Annotated in this window: 20 protein-coding genes; 11 read left to right on the top strand and 9 right to left on the bottom strand. The window is 63.1% G+C overall.

Annotation, left to right across the window (positions count from 1 at the left end; all coding sequences use genetic code 11):
* Nucleotides 1-58 precede the first annotated feature (58 nt).
* From AB4Y32_RS26365 to gtdA, 4 genes are all read right to left on the bottom strand, one after another.
* Nucleotides 59-1,267 (bottom strand): 3-hydroxybenzoate 6-monooxygenase, encoded by a 1,209-nt coding sequence (locus AB4Y32_RS26365; RefSeq protein ID WP_368724175.1) that lies wholly within the window; start codon nucleotides 1,265-1,267, stop codon nucleotides 59-61.
* A gap of 55 nt (nucleotides 1,268-1,322) precedes the next feature.
* Nucleotides 1,323-1,964, bottom strand: a complete 642-nt coding sequence (gene maiA, locus AB4Y32_RS26360) for a maleylacetoacetate isomerase (RefSeq protein ID WP_368724265.1) — start codon at nucleotides 1,962-1,964, stop codon at nucleotides 1,323-1,325.
* A 33-nt stretch (nucleotides 1,965-1,997) separates the two neighbouring features.
* A complete protein-coding gene (locus AB4Y32_RS26355) occupies nucleotides 1,998-2,696 on the bottom strand; it encodes a fumarylacetoacetate hydrolase family protein (protein WP_368724174.1) in 699 nt (232 codons plus the stop codon).
* A 99-nt stretch (nucleotides 2,697-2,795) separates the two neighbouring features.
* On the bottom strand, nucleotides 2,796-3,842 hold the full coding sequence (gtdA, locus tag AB4Y32_RS26350; RefSeq protein ID WP_368724173.1) for a gentisate 1,2-dioxygenase: 1,047 nt from the start codon (nucleotides 3,840-3,842) through the stop codon (nucleotides 2,796-2,798).
* Nucleotides 3,843-4,043: 201 nt separating this feature from the next.
* On the opposite strand from gtdA, the gene AB4Y32_RS26345 reads away from it, so the two are divergent.
* Complete coding sequence (locus tag AB4Y32_RS26345) at nucleotides 4,044-4,988, top strand: LysR substrate-binding domain-containing protein (RefSeq protein ID WP_368724172.1); 945 nt, start codon at nucleotides 4,044-4,046, stop codon at nucleotides 4,986-4,988.
* Nucleotides 4,989-5,251: 263 nt separating this feature from the next.
* Here AB4Y32_RS26345 and AB4Y32_RS26340 read toward each other — a convergent pair whose 3' ends face one another.
* Entirely contained in the window at nucleotides 5,252-5,572 is a 321-nt protein-coding gene (locus AB4Y32_RS26340) for a DUF4148 domain-containing protein (protein WP_368724171.1), read from the bottom strand.
* Nucleotides 5,573-5,858: 286 nt separating this feature from the next.
* Between AB4Y32_RS26340 and AB4Y32_RS26335 the strand changes: the two genes are divergently transcribed.
* The 3 genes from AB4Y32_RS26335 (at nucleotide 5,859) to AB4Y32_RS26325 (ending at nucleotide 7,107) form a co-directional block, all read left to right on the top strand.
* Nucleotides 5,859-6,203, top strand: a complete 345-nt coding sequence (locus tag AB4Y32_RS26335; RefSeq protein ID WP_368724170.1) for a cupin domain-containing protein — start codon at nucleotides 5,859-5,861, stop codon at nucleotides 6,201-6,203.
* Nucleotides 6,204-6,361: 158 nt separating this feature from the next.
* Complete coding sequence (locus AB4Y32_RS26330) at nucleotides 6,362-6,646, top strand: hypothetical protein (protein WP_087733216.1); 285 nt, start codon at nucleotides 6,362-6,364, stop codon at nucleotides 6,644-6,646.
* Nucleotides 6,647-6,831: 185 nt separating this feature from the next.
* Nucleotides 6,832-7,107 carry a hypothetical protein gene (locus tag AB4Y32_RS26325; RefSeq protein WP_368724169.1) on the top strand — a complete coding sequence of 92 codons (276 nt, stop codon included), beginning with the start codon at nucleotides 6,832-6,834 and terminating at the stop codon, nucleotides 7,105-7,107.
* Nucleotides 7,108-7,118: 11 nt separating this feature from the next.
* Here AB4Y32_RS26325 and AB4Y32_RS26320 read toward each other — a convergent pair whose 3' ends face one another.
* Nucleotides 7,119-8,084, bottom strand: a complete 966-nt coding sequence (locus AB4Y32_RS26320) for an alpha/beta fold hydrolase (RefSeq protein ID WP_368724168.1) — start codon at nucleotides 8,082-8,084, stop codon at nucleotides 7,119-7,121.
* A 403-nt stretch (nucleotides 8,085-8,487) separates the two neighbouring features.
* Between AB4Y32_RS26320 and AB4Y32_RS26315 the strand changes: the two genes are divergently transcribed.
* The gene (locus AB4Y32_RS26315) at nucleotides 8,488-10,491 is read left to right on the top strand and encodes a sigma-54-dependent Fis family transcriptional regulator (RefSeq protein ID WP_368724167.1); all 2,004 of its coding nucleotides are present in this window, start codon (nucleotides 8,488-8,490) and stop codon (nucleotides 10,489-10,491) included.
* A gap of 175 nt (nucleotides 10,492-10,666) precedes the next feature.
* Here AB4Y32_RS26315 and AB4Y32_RS26310 read toward each other — a convergent pair whose 3' ends face one another.
* Nucleotides 10,667-11,842, bottom strand: coding sequence for a hypothetical protein (locus tag AB4Y32_RS26310; protein WP_368724166.1), 1,176 nt, complete (start codon nucleotides 11,840-11,842; stop codon nucleotides 10,667-10,669).
* Between the two features lie 179 nt (nucleotides 11,843-12,021).
* Nucleotides 12,022-12,453 (bottom strand): plastocyanin/azurin family copper-binding protein, encoded by a 432-nt coding sequence (locus AB4Y32_RS26305; RefSeq protein ID WP_368724165.1) that lies wholly within the window; start codon nucleotides 12,451-12,453, stop codon nucleotides 12,022-12,024.
* Nucleotides 12,454-12,706: 253 nt separating this feature from the next.
* Here AB4Y32_RS26305 and pqqA point away from each other — a divergent pair, with 253 nt between their 5' ends.
* The 5 genes from pqqA to AB4Y32_RS26280 all read left to right on the top strand — a co-directional run bounded on the left by pqqA (nucleotide 12,707) and on the right by AB4Y32_RS26280 (nucleotide 17,265).
* Complete coding sequence (gene pqqA, locus AB4Y32_RS40715; protein ID WP_439899849.1) at nucleotides 12,707-12,781, top strand: pyrroloquinoline quinone precursor peptide PqqA; 75 nt, start codon at nucleotides 12,707-12,709, stop codon at nucleotides 12,779-12,781.
* Nucleotides 12,782-12,861: 80 nt separating this feature from the next.
* A complete protein-coding gene (pqqD, locus tag AB4Y32_RS26295; RefSeq protein ID WP_368724163.1) occupies nucleotides 12,862-13,143 on the top strand; it encodes a pyrroloquinoline quinone biosynthesis peptide chaperone PqqD in 282 nt (93 codons plus the stop codon).
* 327 nt (nucleotides 13,144-13,470) lie between these two features.
* Complete coding sequence (locus tag AB4Y32_RS26290; protein ID WP_368724162.1) at nucleotides 13,471-15,198, top strand: methanol/ethanol family PQQ-dependent dehydrogenase; 1,728 nt, start codon at nucleotides 13,471-13,473, stop codon at nucleotides 15,196-15,198.
* Between the two features lie 68 nt (nucleotides 15,199-15,266).
* A complete protein-coding gene (locus AB4Y32_RS26285; RefSeq protein ID WP_368724161.1) occupies nucleotides 15,267-16,505 on the top strand; it encodes a c-type cytochrome in 1,239 nt (412 codons plus the stop codon).
* 319 nt (nucleotides 16,506-16,824) lie between these two features.
* On the top strand, nucleotides 16,825-17,265 hold the full coding sequence (locus tag AB4Y32_RS26280; protein ID WP_368724160.1) for a zinc-finger-containing protein: 441 nt from the start codon (nucleotides 16,825-16,827) through the stop codon (nucleotides 17,263-17,265).
* A 50-nt stretch (nucleotides 17,266-17,315) separates the two neighbouring features.
* Here the strand turns inward: AB4Y32_RS26280 and AB4Y32_RS26275 are convergent, their stop codons facing one another.
* On the bottom strand, nucleotides 17,316-18,023 hold the full coding sequence (locus AB4Y32_RS26275; RefSeq protein ID WP_368724159.1) for a DNA-3-methyladenine glycosylase I: 708 nt from the start codon (nucleotides 18,021-18,023) through the stop codon (nucleotides 17,316-17,318).
* A 277-nt stretch (nucleotides 18,024-18,300) separates the two neighbouring features.
* On the opposite strand from AB4Y32_RS26275, the gene msrB reads away from it, so the two are divergent.
* Complete coding sequence (gene msrB, locus AB4Y32_RS26270) at nucleotides 18,301-18,753, top strand: peptide-methionine (R)-S-oxide reductase MsrB (RefSeq protein ID WP_368724158.1); 453 nt, start codon at nucleotides 18,301-18,303, stop codon at nucleotides 18,751-18,753.
* Nucleotides 18,754-18,788: the final 35 nt, after the last annotated feature.

Below are 18,788 nucleotides of genomic sequence, written 5' to 3'. Positions count from 1 at the left end.
GTTATATTTTTTTGGCCCGCCCTTCGTTCAATTCACTTTTCGCTTCAAGCTCCAGGCTTCAGGCGACGCCCTTCAAGCAATCTTCCGCGCGCCATCCATGCAGCCATTGCAGCGCATCGTAGAACTGCTCCTGCGTGCGGCCGACCCACAGCGAATTGCGCACCAGACGCTCGACGCCCTTCGCGTGATAGATGCGCCCCATCTCACGCGTCGAGTACAGCACGCGCGCGGTGCGCGGAATGCGCGCCGTCTCGTACAGCTTGAACGCCGCTTCGAAATCGCCATCGGTGGCGGCAACGGCAGCGCCGAGCGTGACGGCGTCTTCGAGCGCCTGGCAGGCGCCTTGCGCGAGGTATTGCGTCATCGGATGCGCGGCGTCGCCGAGCACCGTCGCGCGCCCATAGCTCCAGCGCTCGACGGGCTCGCGGTCCGCCGTGGCCCAGCGCTTCCATGAAGTCGGCCGGTCGAGCATCTGATGCGGCAGCGGATGAATGCCTTCGAAGTACGACAGCACTTCTTCCTTGCTGCCTTCGCGCACGCCCCATTCCTCTTGCTCGCGGCTATGGAACGTGACGACGAGGTTGTATTGCTGGCCGCCGCGCAGCGGATAGTGCACGAGGTGACAATGCGGACCGGCCCACACGACGGGCGCATTGATCTGCAGATCCTTCGGCATGTTGTCGACTCCGACGACGGCGCGATACACGACGTGTCCCGTCACGCGATGGTCGTCGCCGATCAGCGTCTTGCGTATCGCCGACTTCACGCCATCGCAGCCGATCACGGCATCCGCGCGATAACACTCGCCGTGCTGATCGATGACGGTCACGCCGCTCGCGTCCTGTTCGAGCGAGCAGACTTGCGTATTCGTGCGGAACTGGATCAGCGGATGATCCTGCACGGCTTCGAGAATCGACAGATGAATATCCGCGCGATGAATCACTGCATACGGATTGCCGAAGTGCGCGCGATACGGCGCGCCGACATCGATGCGCACGATTTCCTTCGCGTCGAGCGCATCCATCAGCTTCATGTAGTCGGTGAACACGGCGCGGCTGCGCGCCGCCTCGCCGACGCCGAGCGCATCGAGCGCATTGAACGCGTTCGCGCCGAGCTGGATGCCGGCGCCGATTTCCTTGATCTCGGCGGCCTGCTCGAGCAGCTGCACGCGAATGCCTTGACGCGCGAGCGCCAGCGCAGCCGCGAGGCCGCCGATCCCGCCGCCGATCACGAGCACGCGCCCGCCTTTGCTGTTTGTCTCACTCATGACTGTCTCCATGCCCTACCTTTGGTCTCGTTGCAGATGGTTTGCCGATCTGCAATCAAGCGGTGTAATCGGGTTGACGCTGCGGCTGCGCGGCGTCGAATGCGGGGTGTTTCAATGCGTGCTCATACACGGCGAGGCCCCGGCGATACGCGCGCAGATCGCAGTCCATGCGCAGCGCGTTCGCGATCTGCGGCACGAGGCACACGTCGGCGAGCGTCAGTTGCGCGCCGAAGCACCACGGCCCCGCGTTGCGGCGTTCGAGCAGGCGCTCGACGCCCGCCATCCCTTCGGCGATCCAGTGCCGATACCACGCGGTCTTCTGCTGCGGCGTGACCTTCAGCTCCGTTTCCAGATAGCGCAGCACGCGCAGGTTGTTGACGGGATGAATATCGCAGCCAATGAGCGCAGCGAATTCGAGCACACGTGCGCGCAATTCAGGTTCGAGCGGAATCAGGCGCGGCTCCGGATATTGCTGGTCGAGATAGTCGATGATCGCGAGCGACTGGCCGAGTCTGAAGTCGCCGTCGATCAGCGCGGGCACCGACGCGGACGGATTCACGTTCGCCACGTAATCCGCAGCGCGATGTTCACCGACGCGGATATTGACGGGCAGCGTGTCGTACGCGACGCCTTTGAGCGCGAGCGCGATGCGCACGCGGTACGACGTCGAGCTGTTGAAGAAGCTATGGAGTTGCACGGCAGAGTCTTCCATCAATCGCATCAAGAAGCGTCAGACGACGCGCACAGTCAGTTCACCCAGACGCTCGACGCCGACTTTCATCGTGTCGCCCGTCTTCACCGCGCCGACGCCCTCGGGCGTGCCCGTGAAGATCACGTCGCCCGGTTCGAGGCGGAAGAACTTCGACAGATAAGCGACCGTCTCCGCAACCGACCAGATCAGATGCGACACGTCGCTCTTCTGCTTGGTCTCGCCGTTGACCGTCAGCCACAGGCCGGCGTTCTCGAAGTGGCCGGCCGTGCTCGCGGGATGAATCGGGCCCATCGGCGCTGATCGATCGAATGCCTTGCCGATCTCCCACGGACGGCCCATTTCGCGCATCTTCATTTGCAGGTCGCGGCGCGTCATGTCGAGGCCGACTGCGTAGCCCCAGACGTAATCGAGCGCATCTTCGACGGCGATATCCGAGCCGCTCTTGCCGATCACCGCGACAAGTTCTGCTTCGTAGTGATAGTTCTGCGTCTGCGATGGATACGCGAGTGCGAGCGTTTCGCCATAGGCGACGGGCACGACGGCATCGGCGGGCTTGCAGAAGAAGAACGGCGGCTCGCGATCGGGATCGAAGCCCATTTCGCGCGCGTGGGCCGCGTAGTTGCGGCCCACGCAGTAGACGCGGCGCACCGCGAATTGAGCGTCGCTGCCGGCGACGGAAATCGCGACGTGCGCTTCGGGCGGGAAAACAAAAGCCATGATGAATTCGACTCGACAGATAAAAGGATGGAGCACGCGCCGCCGATGCGGCGCGCGAAGACACAAGATGCGGAAAGAGGTGGACGAGAAAGCGCGCGTCTAGCTGCGTTCTTCGCGCAGCAGATTCAGCGCCGCGAGCACAGGGCGATCCGAATAGCTGAACAGCACACTTTCCGCCGACGCCGACAGTTGCACGGGCGCCCACGACGGCGCGACGAACACATCGTGCGGCTCGAACGCGAATTCGTCGTTGCCGATCTTCACCGTGCCCTTGCCTTCGACGACGCAGTAGATCGTCGCGTCAGTGCTGCGATACATGCGGCCCTTGAAGCCCTTCGGCAGGTATTGCATGAAGGTCGCGATGGTCGGCATCGGCCAGCCGCCCGTCGCCGGGTTCACGTAGCGCAGCTTCACGCCGTCCCATTCGTCGAGTTCGCCGTTGCGGTACAGCGCGTCGAGCGCCTCGCGGCTGCGCTCATACGGGTAGCTGAAAATCGGCGACGTCGGATCGGACACGCGATGCCGCACGGGCACCATGTTGTGGCCGAAGCGCGCGAAGCTGTCGCCCTCGGGGCGCGAGACGGGCTGCGTCGCTTCGGGATAGTTCTCGGCAAAGCCCGCATCCATCTGCGCGACGAGCGGGATGTCGAGACCGTCGAGCCACACGAAGGGCTCGCCGCCTTCTTCGACGGACGGATTGCCGTGGTCATGCCACGTCCACGACGGCGTGATGATGAAGTCGCCGGGATGCATCGTCGTGCGCTCGCCGTTGACGGCCGTCCACGCGCCCTTGCCTTCGACGATGAAGCGCAGCGCCGATTGCGTATGCCGATGGCTCGGCGCGATCTCGCCGGGCAGGATCAGTTGCAGCCCGGCGTACAGATTCGGCGTCATGCTCGACTTGCCGGGCAAGCCGGGGTTTTCGAGCACCAGCACGCGGCGCACGGCTTCTTCCGCGCTGATCACGGAGCCCGCCTCCATCACGAGGTCGCGCACCTGCGAGTATTTCCAGATCGCGGGCTGCGCTTTCGGCTGCGGCGTTTTCGGCACGAGGTTGTGCAGCGACTCCCACAGCGGCGTCAAGCGCTGGCGGGCGATCTGCTCGTAGTAGGCCGCGCGCGATGCGCCCGGATGGTTGTTCGTCATTCGCGTCTCCTGTCTTGCTTTCGGTGTCTCGCGGGCACAATGCGCTGGCGGACCGCGCGCCGGTTTCATGGACTCTGAGCATCATTTATATGCGACGGAGCTATACCCGGTAAAATGGCGAATTCATCTAATCGATATGGTTTTGGATATATCTCCGCAAACCCAAGCCGGATCGGCGGATCGTCACGGGAGGACTGCGCGATGGACTGGACTTACCGCCTGCGTCTGCGGCATCTGCAAGTGCTGCTGAGCCTTGCGAGCACAGGCAACCTGAGCCAGTCGGCGGCCGCCCTCAATACGACGCAGCCGGCGCTGTCGAAATGGCTGAAGGAACTGGAGGAGGACGTCGGCCTGGCGCTTTTCGAGCGGCATGCGCGCGGCTTGCGGCCGACGCCTTATGGCGAAGCGCTGATCGAGCACGCGCGCCGCATCGAAGCGCATCTCGACAACGCGCGCGACGACATGCTTGCGCTGCGCGAAGGCGGCAGCGGACTCGTGAGCATAGGCACGTCGGGCGTATCGGCGGCGGACACGGTGCCGCTTGCCGTATCGCGGCTGCTGGAGCGCATGCCGCGCGCGAAGGTGCGGATCATCGAGAGCACGATGAACCAGCTGATGCCGCAGCTCGCGCGCGGCGAGCTGGATATCGTCGTCGGCCGCTCGGGTCAGGAATACGACGATCCGCAGTTGCAAACCGAGCCGCTTTATACCGAGCCCATCAACTTCGTCGCGCGGCCTCATCATCCGCTGACAGACAAGACCAGGCTCGGCTGGGACGACGTGCTCGCGTATTCGTGGATCGTCTGGCCGCAGGGCACGCCCGTGCGCAATGCGCTGGAGACAGCGCTCTCGGCAGTGGGCCGCGCGTTGCCGAATCATTGCGTCGAAACGAATTCGTCGATCCTCAATCTCACGCTGCTGAACAACACGGACCTGGTCGGCGTCGCCTCGCATCGGGCCGCGCTGCGCTTCGAGCAATTGAATGCCGTCCACATTCTGCCGATGCAGCTCGAAGGGTTCGGCTCCGTGTCGATGTACTGGCACGCGGAAAACGAAAATCGCGCAGCCGTGTCGACGGCGCTCGAAGCGCTGCGTGCCTACGCCGACCCGAAGACGGGCGGATGGCATATGGCGCGCGAAGGTTGATCCGCGCGTGGATCGCCTGTGACGTGCGCTCAGCGCAAGCCGCCCGCGAGCCGCTGGCGCGCGCGCAGCCGACTGACGCTAACGTGGACAGTAAAGCGCGAAAAAAACGAGCAGCCGCCACTGCAATGCGAACAGCGTGTGTTCGTCGCAAGCGACGCTCGTCAAATGAAGAAACCGCGACGTGCGTCCCGTCCTGTGACGGCGCATGTCGCGGCTGATTGGTTCGCTACGTCACGCTGGCTGCGTCGAGCCAGCGCTCTCGATCAATGATGCTCGAACACAGGGACCGAGTACGAGCTTGCCGCGGACGACACGCGTTGTCCTGTCTGAGAAGTGCCGTCCGCCGTGCCGCCAATGTCGCTAGTTTCCCCGCCATTCGCAGCTTGAACCTTTGCTTGCGCTGCCTGGATGTTGGCGGGGTATTGGGTGTCGCTGCTGTTCGAAGGCACATAACCGGCCTTTTCCAGTTGCACCAGTTCAGCGCGAACCTGTGCACGGCTAACCGGCTGACTGGATTGTGCGAACGATGCAACCGGAACAGCGAGGACAGCAGCAAGTGCGACGGCCTTGATGAGCGATTTCATGATCATTACCTCCAGATTGATTTTGGATGCGTCGAACGGTTTGTTCGTTGCGTTGAAAACAGTCTAGGAGTGTCGGCACTTGGGATAAACACCTATTCGACCAACTCACAGTTGCGCCAAACGTGACAAACCGGAATCGCTTTACCTCGGTGAATTTCTGATTGCGCAAGGGCTCGCCGCCGATCGCATTGCGAGCCGCGTCTACACTTCGATTACGCACACTCCGGCGGATCGCGCAGAAGTGATTGCGCGTCAACGCCCTGACGCCATACGAAACGGAGACGAAATGAACGGCCCACACGCGGCACCGCACTTTTCTTCTGTCGATGCGCAAGCGCTACCGTGGACGCAATCGGTTTGCGCGAGCAGCGTGCAGATCAAGAATCTCGGCAAGGCCAACGGCCGCGCAATGCAGCTCGTGCGGTTCGAGCCGGGTACGGTCTTTCCCACGCATCTGCACACAGGCCCGGAGTTCATCTACATGCTCGAAGGCGAAGCGACGCAGAACGGGCAGCGCCTGTTGCCGGGCTGGGTCGGCATTGCCGAATCGGGCACCGTCGACACAGGCTTCACAAGCGACACGGGCTGCGTGTTCCTGTTGATCTACGAGCTGACGCAGCGCTTCTGCTAGTGGCGCGTTTATCACACGCGCAAGCGAAGGCTGCCGCCCGTTACTGCCCGTTACAGACGCAACATGCGGGATGCAACATGAGAACGACTGCATTTATAGAATGCCGTCACTCGCCACCATGGCATTCATTGCGCGAACGCCCGCAACGGAGCAACAAGTTGAAACGCCTAACCCTCATTTGCACCGCTGGCCTCATCGCCGCCTCTACGTCTACGGCCGCATTCGCCCATGTCGATGTCGGCGTGACTTTCGGCATCCCTGCTCCCGTTTATGTCGAGCAGCCGCCTGTCGTGTACGAAGCCCCGCCGCCCGCCGTCTATGCGCCCGCGCCCGTCTACTACGGCTATGGTGGATACGGCTATCGCGACGAACGCTGGTGGCACGACCATGGCCGTCATCGCGGCTGGCATCATCATCACGATCACGACGATGACGATGATTGAAGGCGCTTGAATCCTCTTGAATCGTCTCGAAGCCGGTCGGGTCATCGACCATCGGGCGAACCCGATGACATCCGCTCCACGATTTTCGACAAAGAAGCCGCACAAGGCATTGCCATCCAACGAACCGTCATGGTAGAAGCTCCGCTCGCCCGTTTCCGGCGCGAGTCAGTGAACAGGAGCATACGGTGAAGAGGACCGCCGAAAACAAGTTGAAGGTGGTTGCGGTACGGGTGGACCCCGCGATCGAACGAAGGTTGCGGCTATTGGCCGAAGTCACGGGGCGCAGGCAGTCGTTCTTCCTGCAACAGATGATCGAGAGCGGCATCGGTGCGATGGAAGAGGCCTGGCTGCCGCCTGCCGTACTCGCACAGGTCCGCGACGGCACATTGCCGACGCGCGAACAGATGGACGATGCGATGCCCGATCTCTTTAGCGGCATCCTCGCTGAAAACGAAACCTGAGGCGTGACGCTTTATCGGCTCAGAAACGCTTCGCGAATCGTTGCGGTCAGCGCGCGTGCGAGACGCGGATCGGATGCGAGATGACCCGCATCGACGAAGTGTGCGTGCACGGCGGGAACCGCGTACATCAGTCGACGCAGATTGTCCGGCGGGCACACAGGGTCACGCAGGCCATGCACTGCGCGAATCGCGACACCTGCTGCAACGGCCCGCTTCGCCAACGCAATCAGACGCCGCTCGCCGAGCCAGCAGTCGTGCATCAGATAGTGAGCCTGAATGCGGTACTTCGACGTCGTCGCATCGTCCCGGCCAGGCATTCTCTTCTTGCGCGACACTGAAGATCTCGACGAAGCCTGCATGAGAATCGCGCTTTCATATGCGCGCCACGCCAACGCAACGGCATTGGCCTGCATGTGCCGCATCGCGGGCAACCGTACGCAAGCCGACGATAATGACGACGCGCGTTCGCATTCCGCTGCATGCATCAGCGCGCGCCACGCTCGCGGCGCACGCGCACGCGACGTCACGAACAGTCGACGCACTTCACGCTTCGACGTCAGGAAGAGTCCGCGCAATACGACGGCGTTGACAGACGCCGGATGCGTGCCCGCATAAGCCAGCGCAAGCGCGGCGCCCCACGATCCGCCGACGACACCCCATCGCGCGACGCCCAGCTCGTTGCGTATCGCTTCGAGATCGCGGATCAGACGTTGCGTATCGTTGTGACGCAGACGGCCGCGCGGCGTCGATGCGCCCGTGCCTCGCTGATCCACCATCACGACACGCAAGCGCGCAAGATCGAACAGACGCAGCACGCCAGGCTGACTGCCGCTTCCCGGCCCGCCATGCAACACGACGATGGGCACGCCGTCAGGGTCGCCATGTACGGTGTAGGCGATCGTATGGCCGTCGCGGGTCAGTCTGCGATGCGTGCTGTCGTGCGATCTGTTGCGCGATGCCGCGCGATTCCGGGTCATGGTCGAGTCATCCGATTTCTTCACGGCGAACAGCCGCGCGTAAGGTGTGCATGCCATCCGCGTATCTCGCTGCGTTCCGCGTAATCACCAATATTCGCAGCCGTCGCGCAACCGTAACTTCGTGATAGCACAGCCATGGCCATCACGAAGGCCCGCCAGCCTGCAGCATCTCGCGATCTGATCACTACGTCCCGCCCGTTCGCCCCCCGCAAGCGACCAAGGCGAGTTTGCCCCGACGCCGACTGCTTCGGCCACGACATCACCCTTTCGCTCGGCTGACGACTTCATTCGCTGCCGAAGAGAGTATCGGCTTTTTGGCGCAGGTCTTGCTTTTTAATCCGGCGATGCCGGCACACGACCGGCACGATATCAGCCCCCATCTCGCATGGGACCGGAGGAGACAATGCGCGAACAGCCCCACCCGATCACGGGATCATTTGTCAGCCGCGACTGCGGCTGGCTCACGCCGTCGATCCAGAAAGCGCACGAGCGGTCCGAAACCTTCGGGCTCAACGCGACGATGCGTCCGGACTACGACGTGCTGACGCAAAGCGAATTGCGCATGAAGCTCGAGCAGAACCGCGCGCTGTGCGCGCACGCGACGCCTGTGATGGAAACGCTGCGCGAGCAGATCGCGAACACGCAAAGCATGATAGTGCTGACGGATGCGCAAGGGCTGATCCTTCATTCGATCGGCGACGACGACTTTCTGCGGCGCGCCGAAAAGGTCGCGCTGAAGGCAGGCGCGAACTGGGCAGAGGAACGGCAAGGCACGAATGCGATCGGCACGGCGATCGCCGAGCGCTGCGCGACCGTCGTGCACGGCGACCAGCACTATCTCGCGGCCAACCGCTTTCTGACGTGCTCCAGTGTGCCGATTCTCGATCCGTATGGCGATCTCGCTGGCGTGCTCGACGTGACGGGCGACCATCGCAGCTACCATCAGCATACGATGGCGCTCGCGAAGATGTCTGCGCAGATGATCGAAAACCACCTGTTTTCCAGCACCTTTCGCAATACGCTGCAAATCGCGTTTCATGGACGGCCGGAATTTCTCGACACGCTGATGGAAGGCATCATGGCCTTCACGTGCGACGGACGCTTTCTGTCCGCGAATCGCAGCGCGCAGTTTCAGGTGGGCTTGCCGCTTGCGGCCATGCGCGCGCATACGCTGTCGTCGCTGTTCGGCCTGACGACGCCGCAACTGATCGACCGTCTGCGCGCGAGCCGGGGTCATCACATTTCGCTCGATCTGAACAACGGCACTGTCGTTTGCGCGAGCGTCGAGTTTCGCCGCGCGACGCACGACGAGAGCGCCTGGCCCGCGGACACGGTCGTCGCGCCGCCGCCCGCCGCCGCGCGCGCGCAGCCCGCGAGAAGCGCATCGCTCTTGAACGCGCCATCGCGGCTCGATTGCCTCGACACGGGCGACCCGCAGATTTCCGCCGTCATCGCGAAGGTGCGCAAGGTGATCGGCAAGGACATTACCGTTCTGATCACGGGCGAAACGGGCACCGGCAAGGAACTGCTCGCGCAGGCCATCCACAACGATTCGCCGCGCCGCGCCGGGCCGTTCGTCGCCGTGAATTGCGCGTCGATACCGGAGAACCTGATCGAGTCGGAACTGTTCGGCTACGAGGAAGGCGCCTTTACGGGCGCGCGGCGCAAGGGCGCCGTCGGCAAGCTGTTGCAGGCCAATGGCGGCACGCTCTTTCTCGACGAAATCGGCGACATGCCGTACCCGTTGCAAGTGCGGCTGCTGCGGGTGCTGCAGGAACGCGTCGTCGATCCGCTCGGCTCGAGCAAATCCGTTCCCGTCGATATCGCCATCATCTGCGCGACGCACCGCAATCTGCGCGAGATGATCGTGCAGAACCGTTTCCGCGAGGACCTGTACTACCGATTGAACGGCCTCGTCGTCAAGCTGCCGCCGTTGCGCGAACGGACGGATCTCGCCGTCGTGATCGAAAAGATGCTGCAACTGACGCCGCCCGACGAAATCACGGGCGCGCGGCTCAGCGTCGCCGACGATGTGATGACGCTCTTCGAGCAATGCGCGTGGCCGGGCAATTTCAGGCAACTCGGCAATCTGCTGCGCACGGCCGCCGCGATGGTCGACGACGATGGCCAGGTCAGGCGCGAGCATCTGCCCGAAGACTTCTTCGACGATCTGCGCGCAAAGCCGGCGCCCGCGCCGCAGCCCGCGAGCGATGCGTTGCCGCTGCCAGGCGCGCGGCTTCAGGACGTGCAGGCGTGCGCGATCGCCGTGGCTGTCGCGAAACACAACGGCAACGTGTCGGCGGCCGCGCGCGCGCTCGGCATTTCGCGCAACACGGTCTATCGCAAGATGCCGTCATTGGGCAACGGCAGCAGTGCGCAAGCCGACTCAACGCATGACGACACGTAGCACGCCGCATTCTCTGTCCGCATTCCTCTGTATATTTGCAGCGTGCTGCGTGCTGTTGCACCCGTTGTTGCTTTTTGAAACACGTGTGCTCCAAATCTGGACAACCTGTTCACCGTCGAGCCGCAAGATCGCTCGCGCTTGCTGGCGTCACATGCGGTATCGCTCGATCCGTCCTCTAAGGTCCGTTGCCATTGCTTGTGCGCAACGTCCAGACGGTCGCCGTATTCGTGTTGTCGTTGACTGCCGCGAACTGCGACTGTCCGCTGCTGCTCAGACCGAACGCAAGGCCGAATGCGGAGCCCGGCGTCGGATCGACCTGCATCTGCGCAACGAAATGCCCGTCGGGCGTGAACTCGACGATTTCACTCGATTGCTTCGCGTCAGGATTGATGGCATCGCCATTCGCCGTCACCAGATCGCCGTTCGGCGCGAGCGCCAATGCCAGTGGCCCGTGAAGATGGTCATTGTCCTGATAGATGACCGTTCCCGGACCGTTATCGTGCGTGAGCGCCGCAGCACCCGAAACCGCGAACACCTGGTTGTTGTTGGTCGATGCGACGTAAAGCACGTCGTGGGCGGCGTCATAGGCCAGCCCCGTCGGGCCGACGACGAGCGCGGCGGGATCGGTTCGATGCGCGTAGCCGGACGCAATGATGCGCGAGCTGCTCAGGAGCGTCGCGCCGCTCGCGCCAATGTCGATATCGATCCGTGCCACTGTTCCATTCAACACGTTCGAGACGAACGCGGTGACCTGCGCCCCCTGCTCGCTGATGACCGTCATGTCCCACGGACCGTCCAGCAGTGTTGAATCTTTCAGTTCGCTGAGGAGCCCGCCTTGCGGGTTGATCACCAATAGCGAGCCAGGCGAGGTGATGGCTGTGCCGTTCGTCGTCGGAAGATTGCCGACCAGCACAAAGCCGCTCTTCAGTACCGCAAGTGCGGTGGTGAGGCCCAGATTCTGCCCCTGGAAAAAGGTCACTGGCTGGCCGTCGGTCACGAGCTTCACGATGGTCGTCCCGGTGCCTTGCTTGTTCGACGCGGCGTTGAAGTTCGATACGAGGACGTCGCCGGGGCTCAGCGCGCTGCCTGCCGGCACGCCACCCGGCACGAAAGCAATGCCGTACGGATTGAGGTCATGCTTGACTGGAACCGTCGAAGCGACGGTCGATGTCGGCGGAATGACAGGTTCTCCGCCTGCCACAGAGGGCCCCAGCGACAGTACGGCGAGGCCGATGCCGCACATGGCGGCGGTTAAGCGCACGGGCGTAAAGCAGAACGTTCGACGGAGCTTCGATGGGCGTATGAATGGCGTGGGAGATTCGAAGGCAGACAACTGCATCAAAGCTTTCATAGGGCACCTCCTTCCCTTGCGGTCACCCCAGCTGCCCGGGCGGCTGGGAAAAGCTCTGAGAGTCTTCAATGCTTCGGCGCGAAAAGCCGCTCGACGCGTAAACGTGTGAGCGGCCCATTTATTCCACGTCTATCCGTGCTTCGCGCGAAGAACCTCGATCTTCGCCCGGATTACGCGCTTCACGGTGTCGCGGCAAGCGACGCATGCATACCCATCGAATAGTGACCAGGTTTGTTACATACGAGCACGTAGTGGCCCGGCGCAAGCTTGATCGTGAGGTGTCGGCTCTTTCCTGGCGCAACGTCCTCGACTTCGCCCATCTTTTTGAATTTCTGCTCCGGCACCTGGCCTTTATGAACCGGAAGCGCATTGTCGGCGAGCGACGTCTTCAACACGACGAGTTCGTGAACCATCTTGTTGTCCGCGGCATTGCGGACGTCGAATGTCACGGGCCCAGCTTTGACCTCGCTGGTGTCGAGCTGAATTGCATCCGAGAGCAATGTCGCGCTGACGTGTTGCTGAGCGTCACCGCGAGCCGGGAAAATGCCAAGCGCAATTGTGCTGGCGAGAATCATCACGTGTTGAACGAATCTCATGGCTGCACCTTTCATAAAGCTACTGCCGCAATCGACTGATTCTCCATAGGACAATGACCGGCATGCACACGCAAACGAGCGTGTTGAAGCAGGTCAATTGCGCGCCGGCACGCGTTTCACCTAAACGCCTGCCACGAACGATTTATTCCGACGCCAGTGCGACGGCTGTTTCATCCGCGTCGCGAGTGCTTCCGGCATGGAGCTTGCGTTTCACGGCCCCGACCGCCATCGAGCCGCGGTCGTTCGTCAAACCATCCAGGAGACAGCCATGCAGTGGAGCACACCCGCCTATAAGGATTTGCGTTTCGGTTTCGAAGTGACGATGTACATTGCCGTCCGCTGAAGTCATGCTGAAATGCCGTCGCGCGTCGCACGCGGCGCGTGACGGCGCATCATCGACGCAAACAAAAAGGCCGACACGCCATGATGCCGATGCCCGCCGATGCCGGTCCGGGCGCGCGCCCGCGCCTCAGCCAACTATTCCGGCTGCAATGGGAGCCCGGCGAGCACGTCTATGTGCTGCGCTATCCGGACGGGATGGTGAGGCTCAATCCAAGTGCGGGCGAAATTCTCTCGCGCTGCGACGGCACGCGCGAACTCGATGAAATCATCGACGAGCTCGAAGCGCTCTTCAACGCGTCCGGCCTCGCACCGGATGTCTATCAGTTCATCGACCACGCACGACAACGCGGCTGGCTCGACTGACGTTTCGTCTTCCCGCGCATTACGTGAGGATCGCCTCATGTTCGGCTTGTCGTGTTTCGACATGCGCACTGAACGACGTCGTGCTGTCACGTTCGGCAACACCTGATCGGCCCACTGCTCCACGATGCAACACAGCACGCGCTGCCCCGCCGCGCGCCTTGTTGTCATATACGCCTGCAAAGCACGGGCTCCAAGCCGATTCGAGAGGATCACCAGGTAATGAGGCGGCAATGGCATGCGACTTGCCTTAACGGCCACGCAGCCGACACGCAGATCGAAACCCTTCTGCCCACAGGCGTCGCACCGATAACTCAACTGGAGACAACGATGAAGACAAGTTCGGCTTCGCCCGCGCGGCTCGCGATGCTGGCCGCCGCCGTCGCGGCAACCATCAGTCTGAGGCCGGGGCCCGTCGCCGCCGCGGCCGACTATCCCGCTGTGACCTACGAGCGGCTAACGTCGGCGCAAAGCGATCCGGGCTGGCTCACCTACTACCGCACCTACAACGGCCAGGCGCACTCGCCGCTCAAGCAGATCGACGCGTCGAACGTGAGGGGTCTCAAGCAGGCATGGGCCTATAAGTTTCCAGCCGACCTTCAGCAAGGCTTCGAAGCGACGCCGCTCGTCAACGGACGCTATCTGTTCGTGACGACGCCCAAGGACAACGTCTACGCGTTCGATGCCGTGTCCGGCAAAACGCTGTGGAAGTACGAGCCGAAGCTCGGTGCCGAGTCGTTCAAAACCGCGTGCTGCGATGTCGTGAACCGGGGCGTGGCGCTGTACGGCAAGAACGTCTATGTCGCGATGTTGAGCGGCGAAGTGGCTGCGCTCGATGCGCAAAGCGGCGCGCTCGTGTGGAAGAAGCAGATGTTCGATCCGGGTACGGGCTACGCGTTCTCGCTCGCGCCGCTCGCACTGGACGGCGCGCTCGTGGTCGGCAGCTCGGGCGGCGAGTATGGCGCGCGCGGATTCATCGCCGCGCTCGATCCCGCGAACGGCAACGTGCTGTGGAAGCGCTATACCGTGCCCGGCGCGAAGGAACCGGGCGGCAACACATGGCCCGACGGCATGCAGGGGCACGGCGGCGCGCCCGCGTGGCTGACGGGCACCTACGACTCCGGGAGCAAGACGCTCTATTGGGGCGTCGGCAATCCGGGGCCGTGGCTCGCCGATCTTCGTCCCGGCGACAACCTCTATTCGGACTCGCTGCTCGCACTCGATCCGAAGACGGGCGACCTCAAATGGCACTATCAGTACACGCGTCACGACACGTGGGACTACGACGGCGTCAACACGCCCGTGCTCGCGAACATCAAGTACGAAGGCAAGGACTATGACGCGATCATTCACGCAGACCGCAACGGCTATTTCCACGCGATCGACCGAAGCAACGGCAAGCTGATCTATGCGCGCCCGTTCGTGAAAGCGACCTCGGTCACGGGCTATACGGTCGATGGCAAGCCCGTGCAGGACGAATCGAAGTATCCGAAGACGGGCACGACCATTGAGACCTGTCCGAGCTTTCTCGGCGGCAAGAACTGGTGGTCGGTTTCATACGATGCGGACAAGCACATCGCCATCGTGCCGACGCTGCACGCGTGCATGTCGCTGTCCGGCAAGTCGGTGAACTACATGGAAGGACTGCCGTATCTGGGCGAAGGCTTCGAGATCAAGCCGGAGCCGGGCAGCCAGGGATACGGCGAACTGCAAGCCATCGACGTGAACACGGGCAAGAAGCTCTGGAGCCACTGGAGCAAGCTGCCATGGAACGGCGGTGTCGCAACGACGGCGAGCGGCCTCGCGTTCAGCGGCTCGCTCGACGGCCATCTGTATGCGTTCGACGTCACGAGCGGCAAGGTGCTGTGGCAAAGCCCGAAACTCGCCAGCGGGATCATCGCGCAGCCGTCGGTGTTCGAGATCGACGGCAAGGAATACGTCGCGGTGCTCGCGGGCTACGGCGGCGCCAACCCGATCTGGGGCGGCCCGATGGCCAAGGTCGCAGAAAAGGTGCCGCGCGGCGGAACGCTCTACGTGTTCGCACTCAGCCATTCGTGATTTCGCAGAACCGGGACGCGGCGCGCGCAATGCGTCGCGCCCGTCCCGATCTTTCCGGACGCTTCGACATGAACCACTCTCTCAATCGTATTCCGGCGGCGAGCGTGCTTGCTGCCTGCCTCGCGCTCGCATCGGTGCCCTCGATGGCGAACGTGAAGGTCTGCACGTTTCCCGGCAGCCCGTCCGCGGCACTGGATCAAGCCGTCGCGCGCGACGTGTTCGCGCAGGCGGGCATCCCCGCGACGTTCGTCAAGCACGGCATCGGCGATGGCGACGACGATGGCGTTTCGCTGAAGGAACTCGACAGGACGCTCGCACGCGACTGCGACGTGATCGCTGGCTTTCCGCGCTCGATCGTCGCGGATGCTTCCAACAGCAAGCTGCAGTTTTCGCGCGGCTATCTGCGCGCGGGCTACGTGAGCATCGAAGCGCCCGACGCGAATCCGCAAGGTGCCGCAAAGAACACGGTCGCGGCGATGTACGCGAGTCCCGCGCAACTGATCGCCGTGCAGCAGCAGAGCATCACGCTCGATCTGGAGAACACGTCGGCATTGACCGTCGATGCCGTCGCGAGAGGACAAGCGCAGCGCGCGATCGTCTGGTATCCCGCCGTCGTCGCTTATCGGCTTGCGCATCCGCAGCAGCGCTTCACGGTCGCCGCCGCGCGCTCGCCGTACGCGGACTGGCAGCTCGTGTTCGCGTTCGGGCCGCGCACGGCCGCGTTGCGCGAACGGATCGACGCGGCGCTCAATACGCTGTCGAACGATGGCCGGCTGATCGCATTGACACGCGACTGGACGATGCCCGCGAATGCAATCGCCGAAACTTCCGCCGACGATCCCGCGCGTTATCGCGACGGACCTGGCGGATCGCATGGATCGCGTGCGGTCGTCCGGCCGGCGTTGCTCGCGGCCGCGAATTCGAACGACGCGGGCGGCTTCGTGAAGATCGCCGCCGACGCGGCAAGCGGCGCGCCGTCTTTCGATCAGGCGCAGGCGACGCACGGCAAGATGCTCTATTCGGCGGCTTGCGCGAAATGCCACGGCGCGCAGTTGCAAGGCGTGACGGCGCCCGCGCTGCAAGGGCCGGCGTTTGCGCCCGCGTCCAATGCGCATCTGACCATCGGCGGCATATTCACGTACATGGCGACGAACATGCCCGCCGACAAACCGGGCAAGATGAAGGATCAGGATTACGCCGACATCATGGCGTTCCTGCTCTACTCGAACGGCTATCGGCCAGGCGGCGCGAAGATGACGGCGGACAATGCGCGCGCATCGGCGACGCCCCTCAATGCCGGGAAGTGACGTCGCGTACATGGGCCGCGCCGCGATCCTCTTTCTGGATCGCGCGCGGCTTACGGCTTTATGCCGCGCGGCAGCGCGATCGGCTCGAAAGGGCCAAACGCCGTTCGTGATTTCACTGTGATCGGTGCCGTGCGCGTGCGCAGTGGTGCAGCATCATCAATCTCATGTGACGGCGCGTGACGCACACGGGCGATCGGGTTCGGCGAGCCGTGCCCTCGTTTGGCATGTTTCGGTAAGCTAGTGCTTTTGTCCGGCCCGTGCGCTTCGGCCATCGGGCGAACCTTTGTATGAAGCCACTGAAACCGACTGAGACGTTGCCATGCGCGTAGGCAAACCCGTGAAGGCGCTGCCGCAACCGCTATGCGATTACTGCGGGGCGAAAGCCGTGCTCGCGCGGGCAGGCGACGAAAGCTATCCATATCGCGACGATCACGGTCCCGTGTGGATCTGCACGCCGTGTCAGGCGTGGATCGGCATTCACGCGCGCAGCACGCGCCACGTGCCGCTCGGACGACTCGCCGACGCCGCGCTGCGCGACGCGAAAAGCCGTTTGCACGATGCGCTCGAACCGCTCGTCGCCGGCAAGGTGCGGCGCGATGGCGTCAATGCATTCGAAGCGCGCGCGAAAGCGGTCCGCTGGGTCGCGACGGAACTCGGCTTCGATCCGCTGCCCAATTCCATCCACATGCTCACGCTCGATCAATGCGAGCAGGCGCTTCGATTTGTCGACGCGTTCATGGCCGCGCGACGCGGCATCTGATTGCGTTGGCCTGTGCGCAACGTCGTCGCGCGATGTCGCACACGCAGCGCTCAATCGCGCGGCCAGACGCCTGAGCTGCCGCGCCGATGGCTGTCGACGAGATGCGTGTCGATGACGCCTGTCGCTTCCATCAACGCATGCATCGTCGTCGGTCCGACGAAGACGAAGCCGCGCTTGCGCAATGCCTTGCTCAACGCGACCGATTCGGCCGATGTCGTGGGAATATCCGCGATCGTTCGCGGGGCGGGCGTCGCGTGCGGCTGAAACGACCAGATCAGCGCGACGAGTCCGCCCTCCGCGCGCAAGCGGACGGTCGCCGCCGCGTTCGTGATCGTCGCCAGAATCTTCGCGCGATTGCGGATGATCCGCTCGTCGGCCATCAAGCGTTCGACGTCGTTCTCGTCGAATGCGGCCACCACGTCGGGATCGAAGTTGCCGAAAGCCTCCCGGAAGGCCTCGCGCTTGCGCAGAATCGTTGCCCACGAAAGGCCGGACTGGAATGCCTCGAGGCTCAACCGTTCGAACAGCCCGCGCTCGTCCCGCACGGGCATGCCCCACTCGGTGTCGTAGTAGTGCTTGAGCATCGAATCGACAGCGGCCCACGGCGGACGAGCGAGGCCATCGGCACCGATGACGGCGTCGAGCGGCTGTGACTTCTTCGGACGCGCGGCCTTCTTTGCGGCAGCACGCGCCTTTTTGGCGGTGGGCTTCGCGGTGGATTTCGTTTTGGGCTTTGTGGCAGGGCTGGTTTTCTTCATGCTCGAATCAGTGGGTTTGCTCGATGCGCGTCCTTTGCGCCGACGCGCCTATTGTCGTATCGCTCTTCTATCGACGGCAAGGATGGCGGCGGTGAATGACGCGCCCACTGCAAGCACGCTGACATTTGCGTATGCTTGAACGTATTGGCAGTGCCCATATACACGAGCGCTAGTGGCCGTCGCCGGTCGCGCCGGCAGGCTTCCTCACGCCCGTCATGCCCGTCAAGAGCGGTAGATGCAAGCGGCGCTGCCCTGCAAATCAAGGAGAGATTCACACATGCCCACGTACACAAAAACTCCGGAAGCATTGGACCGTCTCACGCCTGAGCAGCGTCGCGTGACGCAGGAGAGCGGGACGGAGCGCCCCTTTTTCAACGAGTTCTGGGACAGCAAGGAAGTGGGCTTGTATGTCGACGTCGTGTCGGGCGAGCCACTCTTCACGTCGCTCGATAAATTCGACAGCGGCTGCGGCTGGCCGAGCTTCACGAGGCCGCTCGAAGACGAACACGTCCTCGAGTTGCGCGACAGCAGTCATGGAATGATTCGCACGGAAGTGCGCTCCAAACATGGCGACAGTCACCTCGGCCACGTTTTTCCAGACGGTCCGCGTGAAACGGGCGGACTGCGCTACTGCATCAACTCCGCGTCGCTGCGCTTCATTCCTGTATCGCGTCTCGAAGAGGAAGGTTACGGACAATATCGCAGCCTCTTCGACAACACGAAGAAGTGAGTGACATCGCGTGACAGTGGCCCGGCCGTCCACGC

It is taken from the genome of Paraburkholderia phymatum (assembly GCF_040965635.1).
GTDB classification, from domain to species: Bacteria; Pseudomonadota; Gammaproteobacteria; order Burkholderiales; family Burkholderiaceae; genus Paraburkholderia; species Paraburkholderia phymatum_B.
The sequence above is the reverse complement of the archived record's forward strand: the minus strand, read 5'-3'. Positions and strand labels throughout refer to the sequence as shown.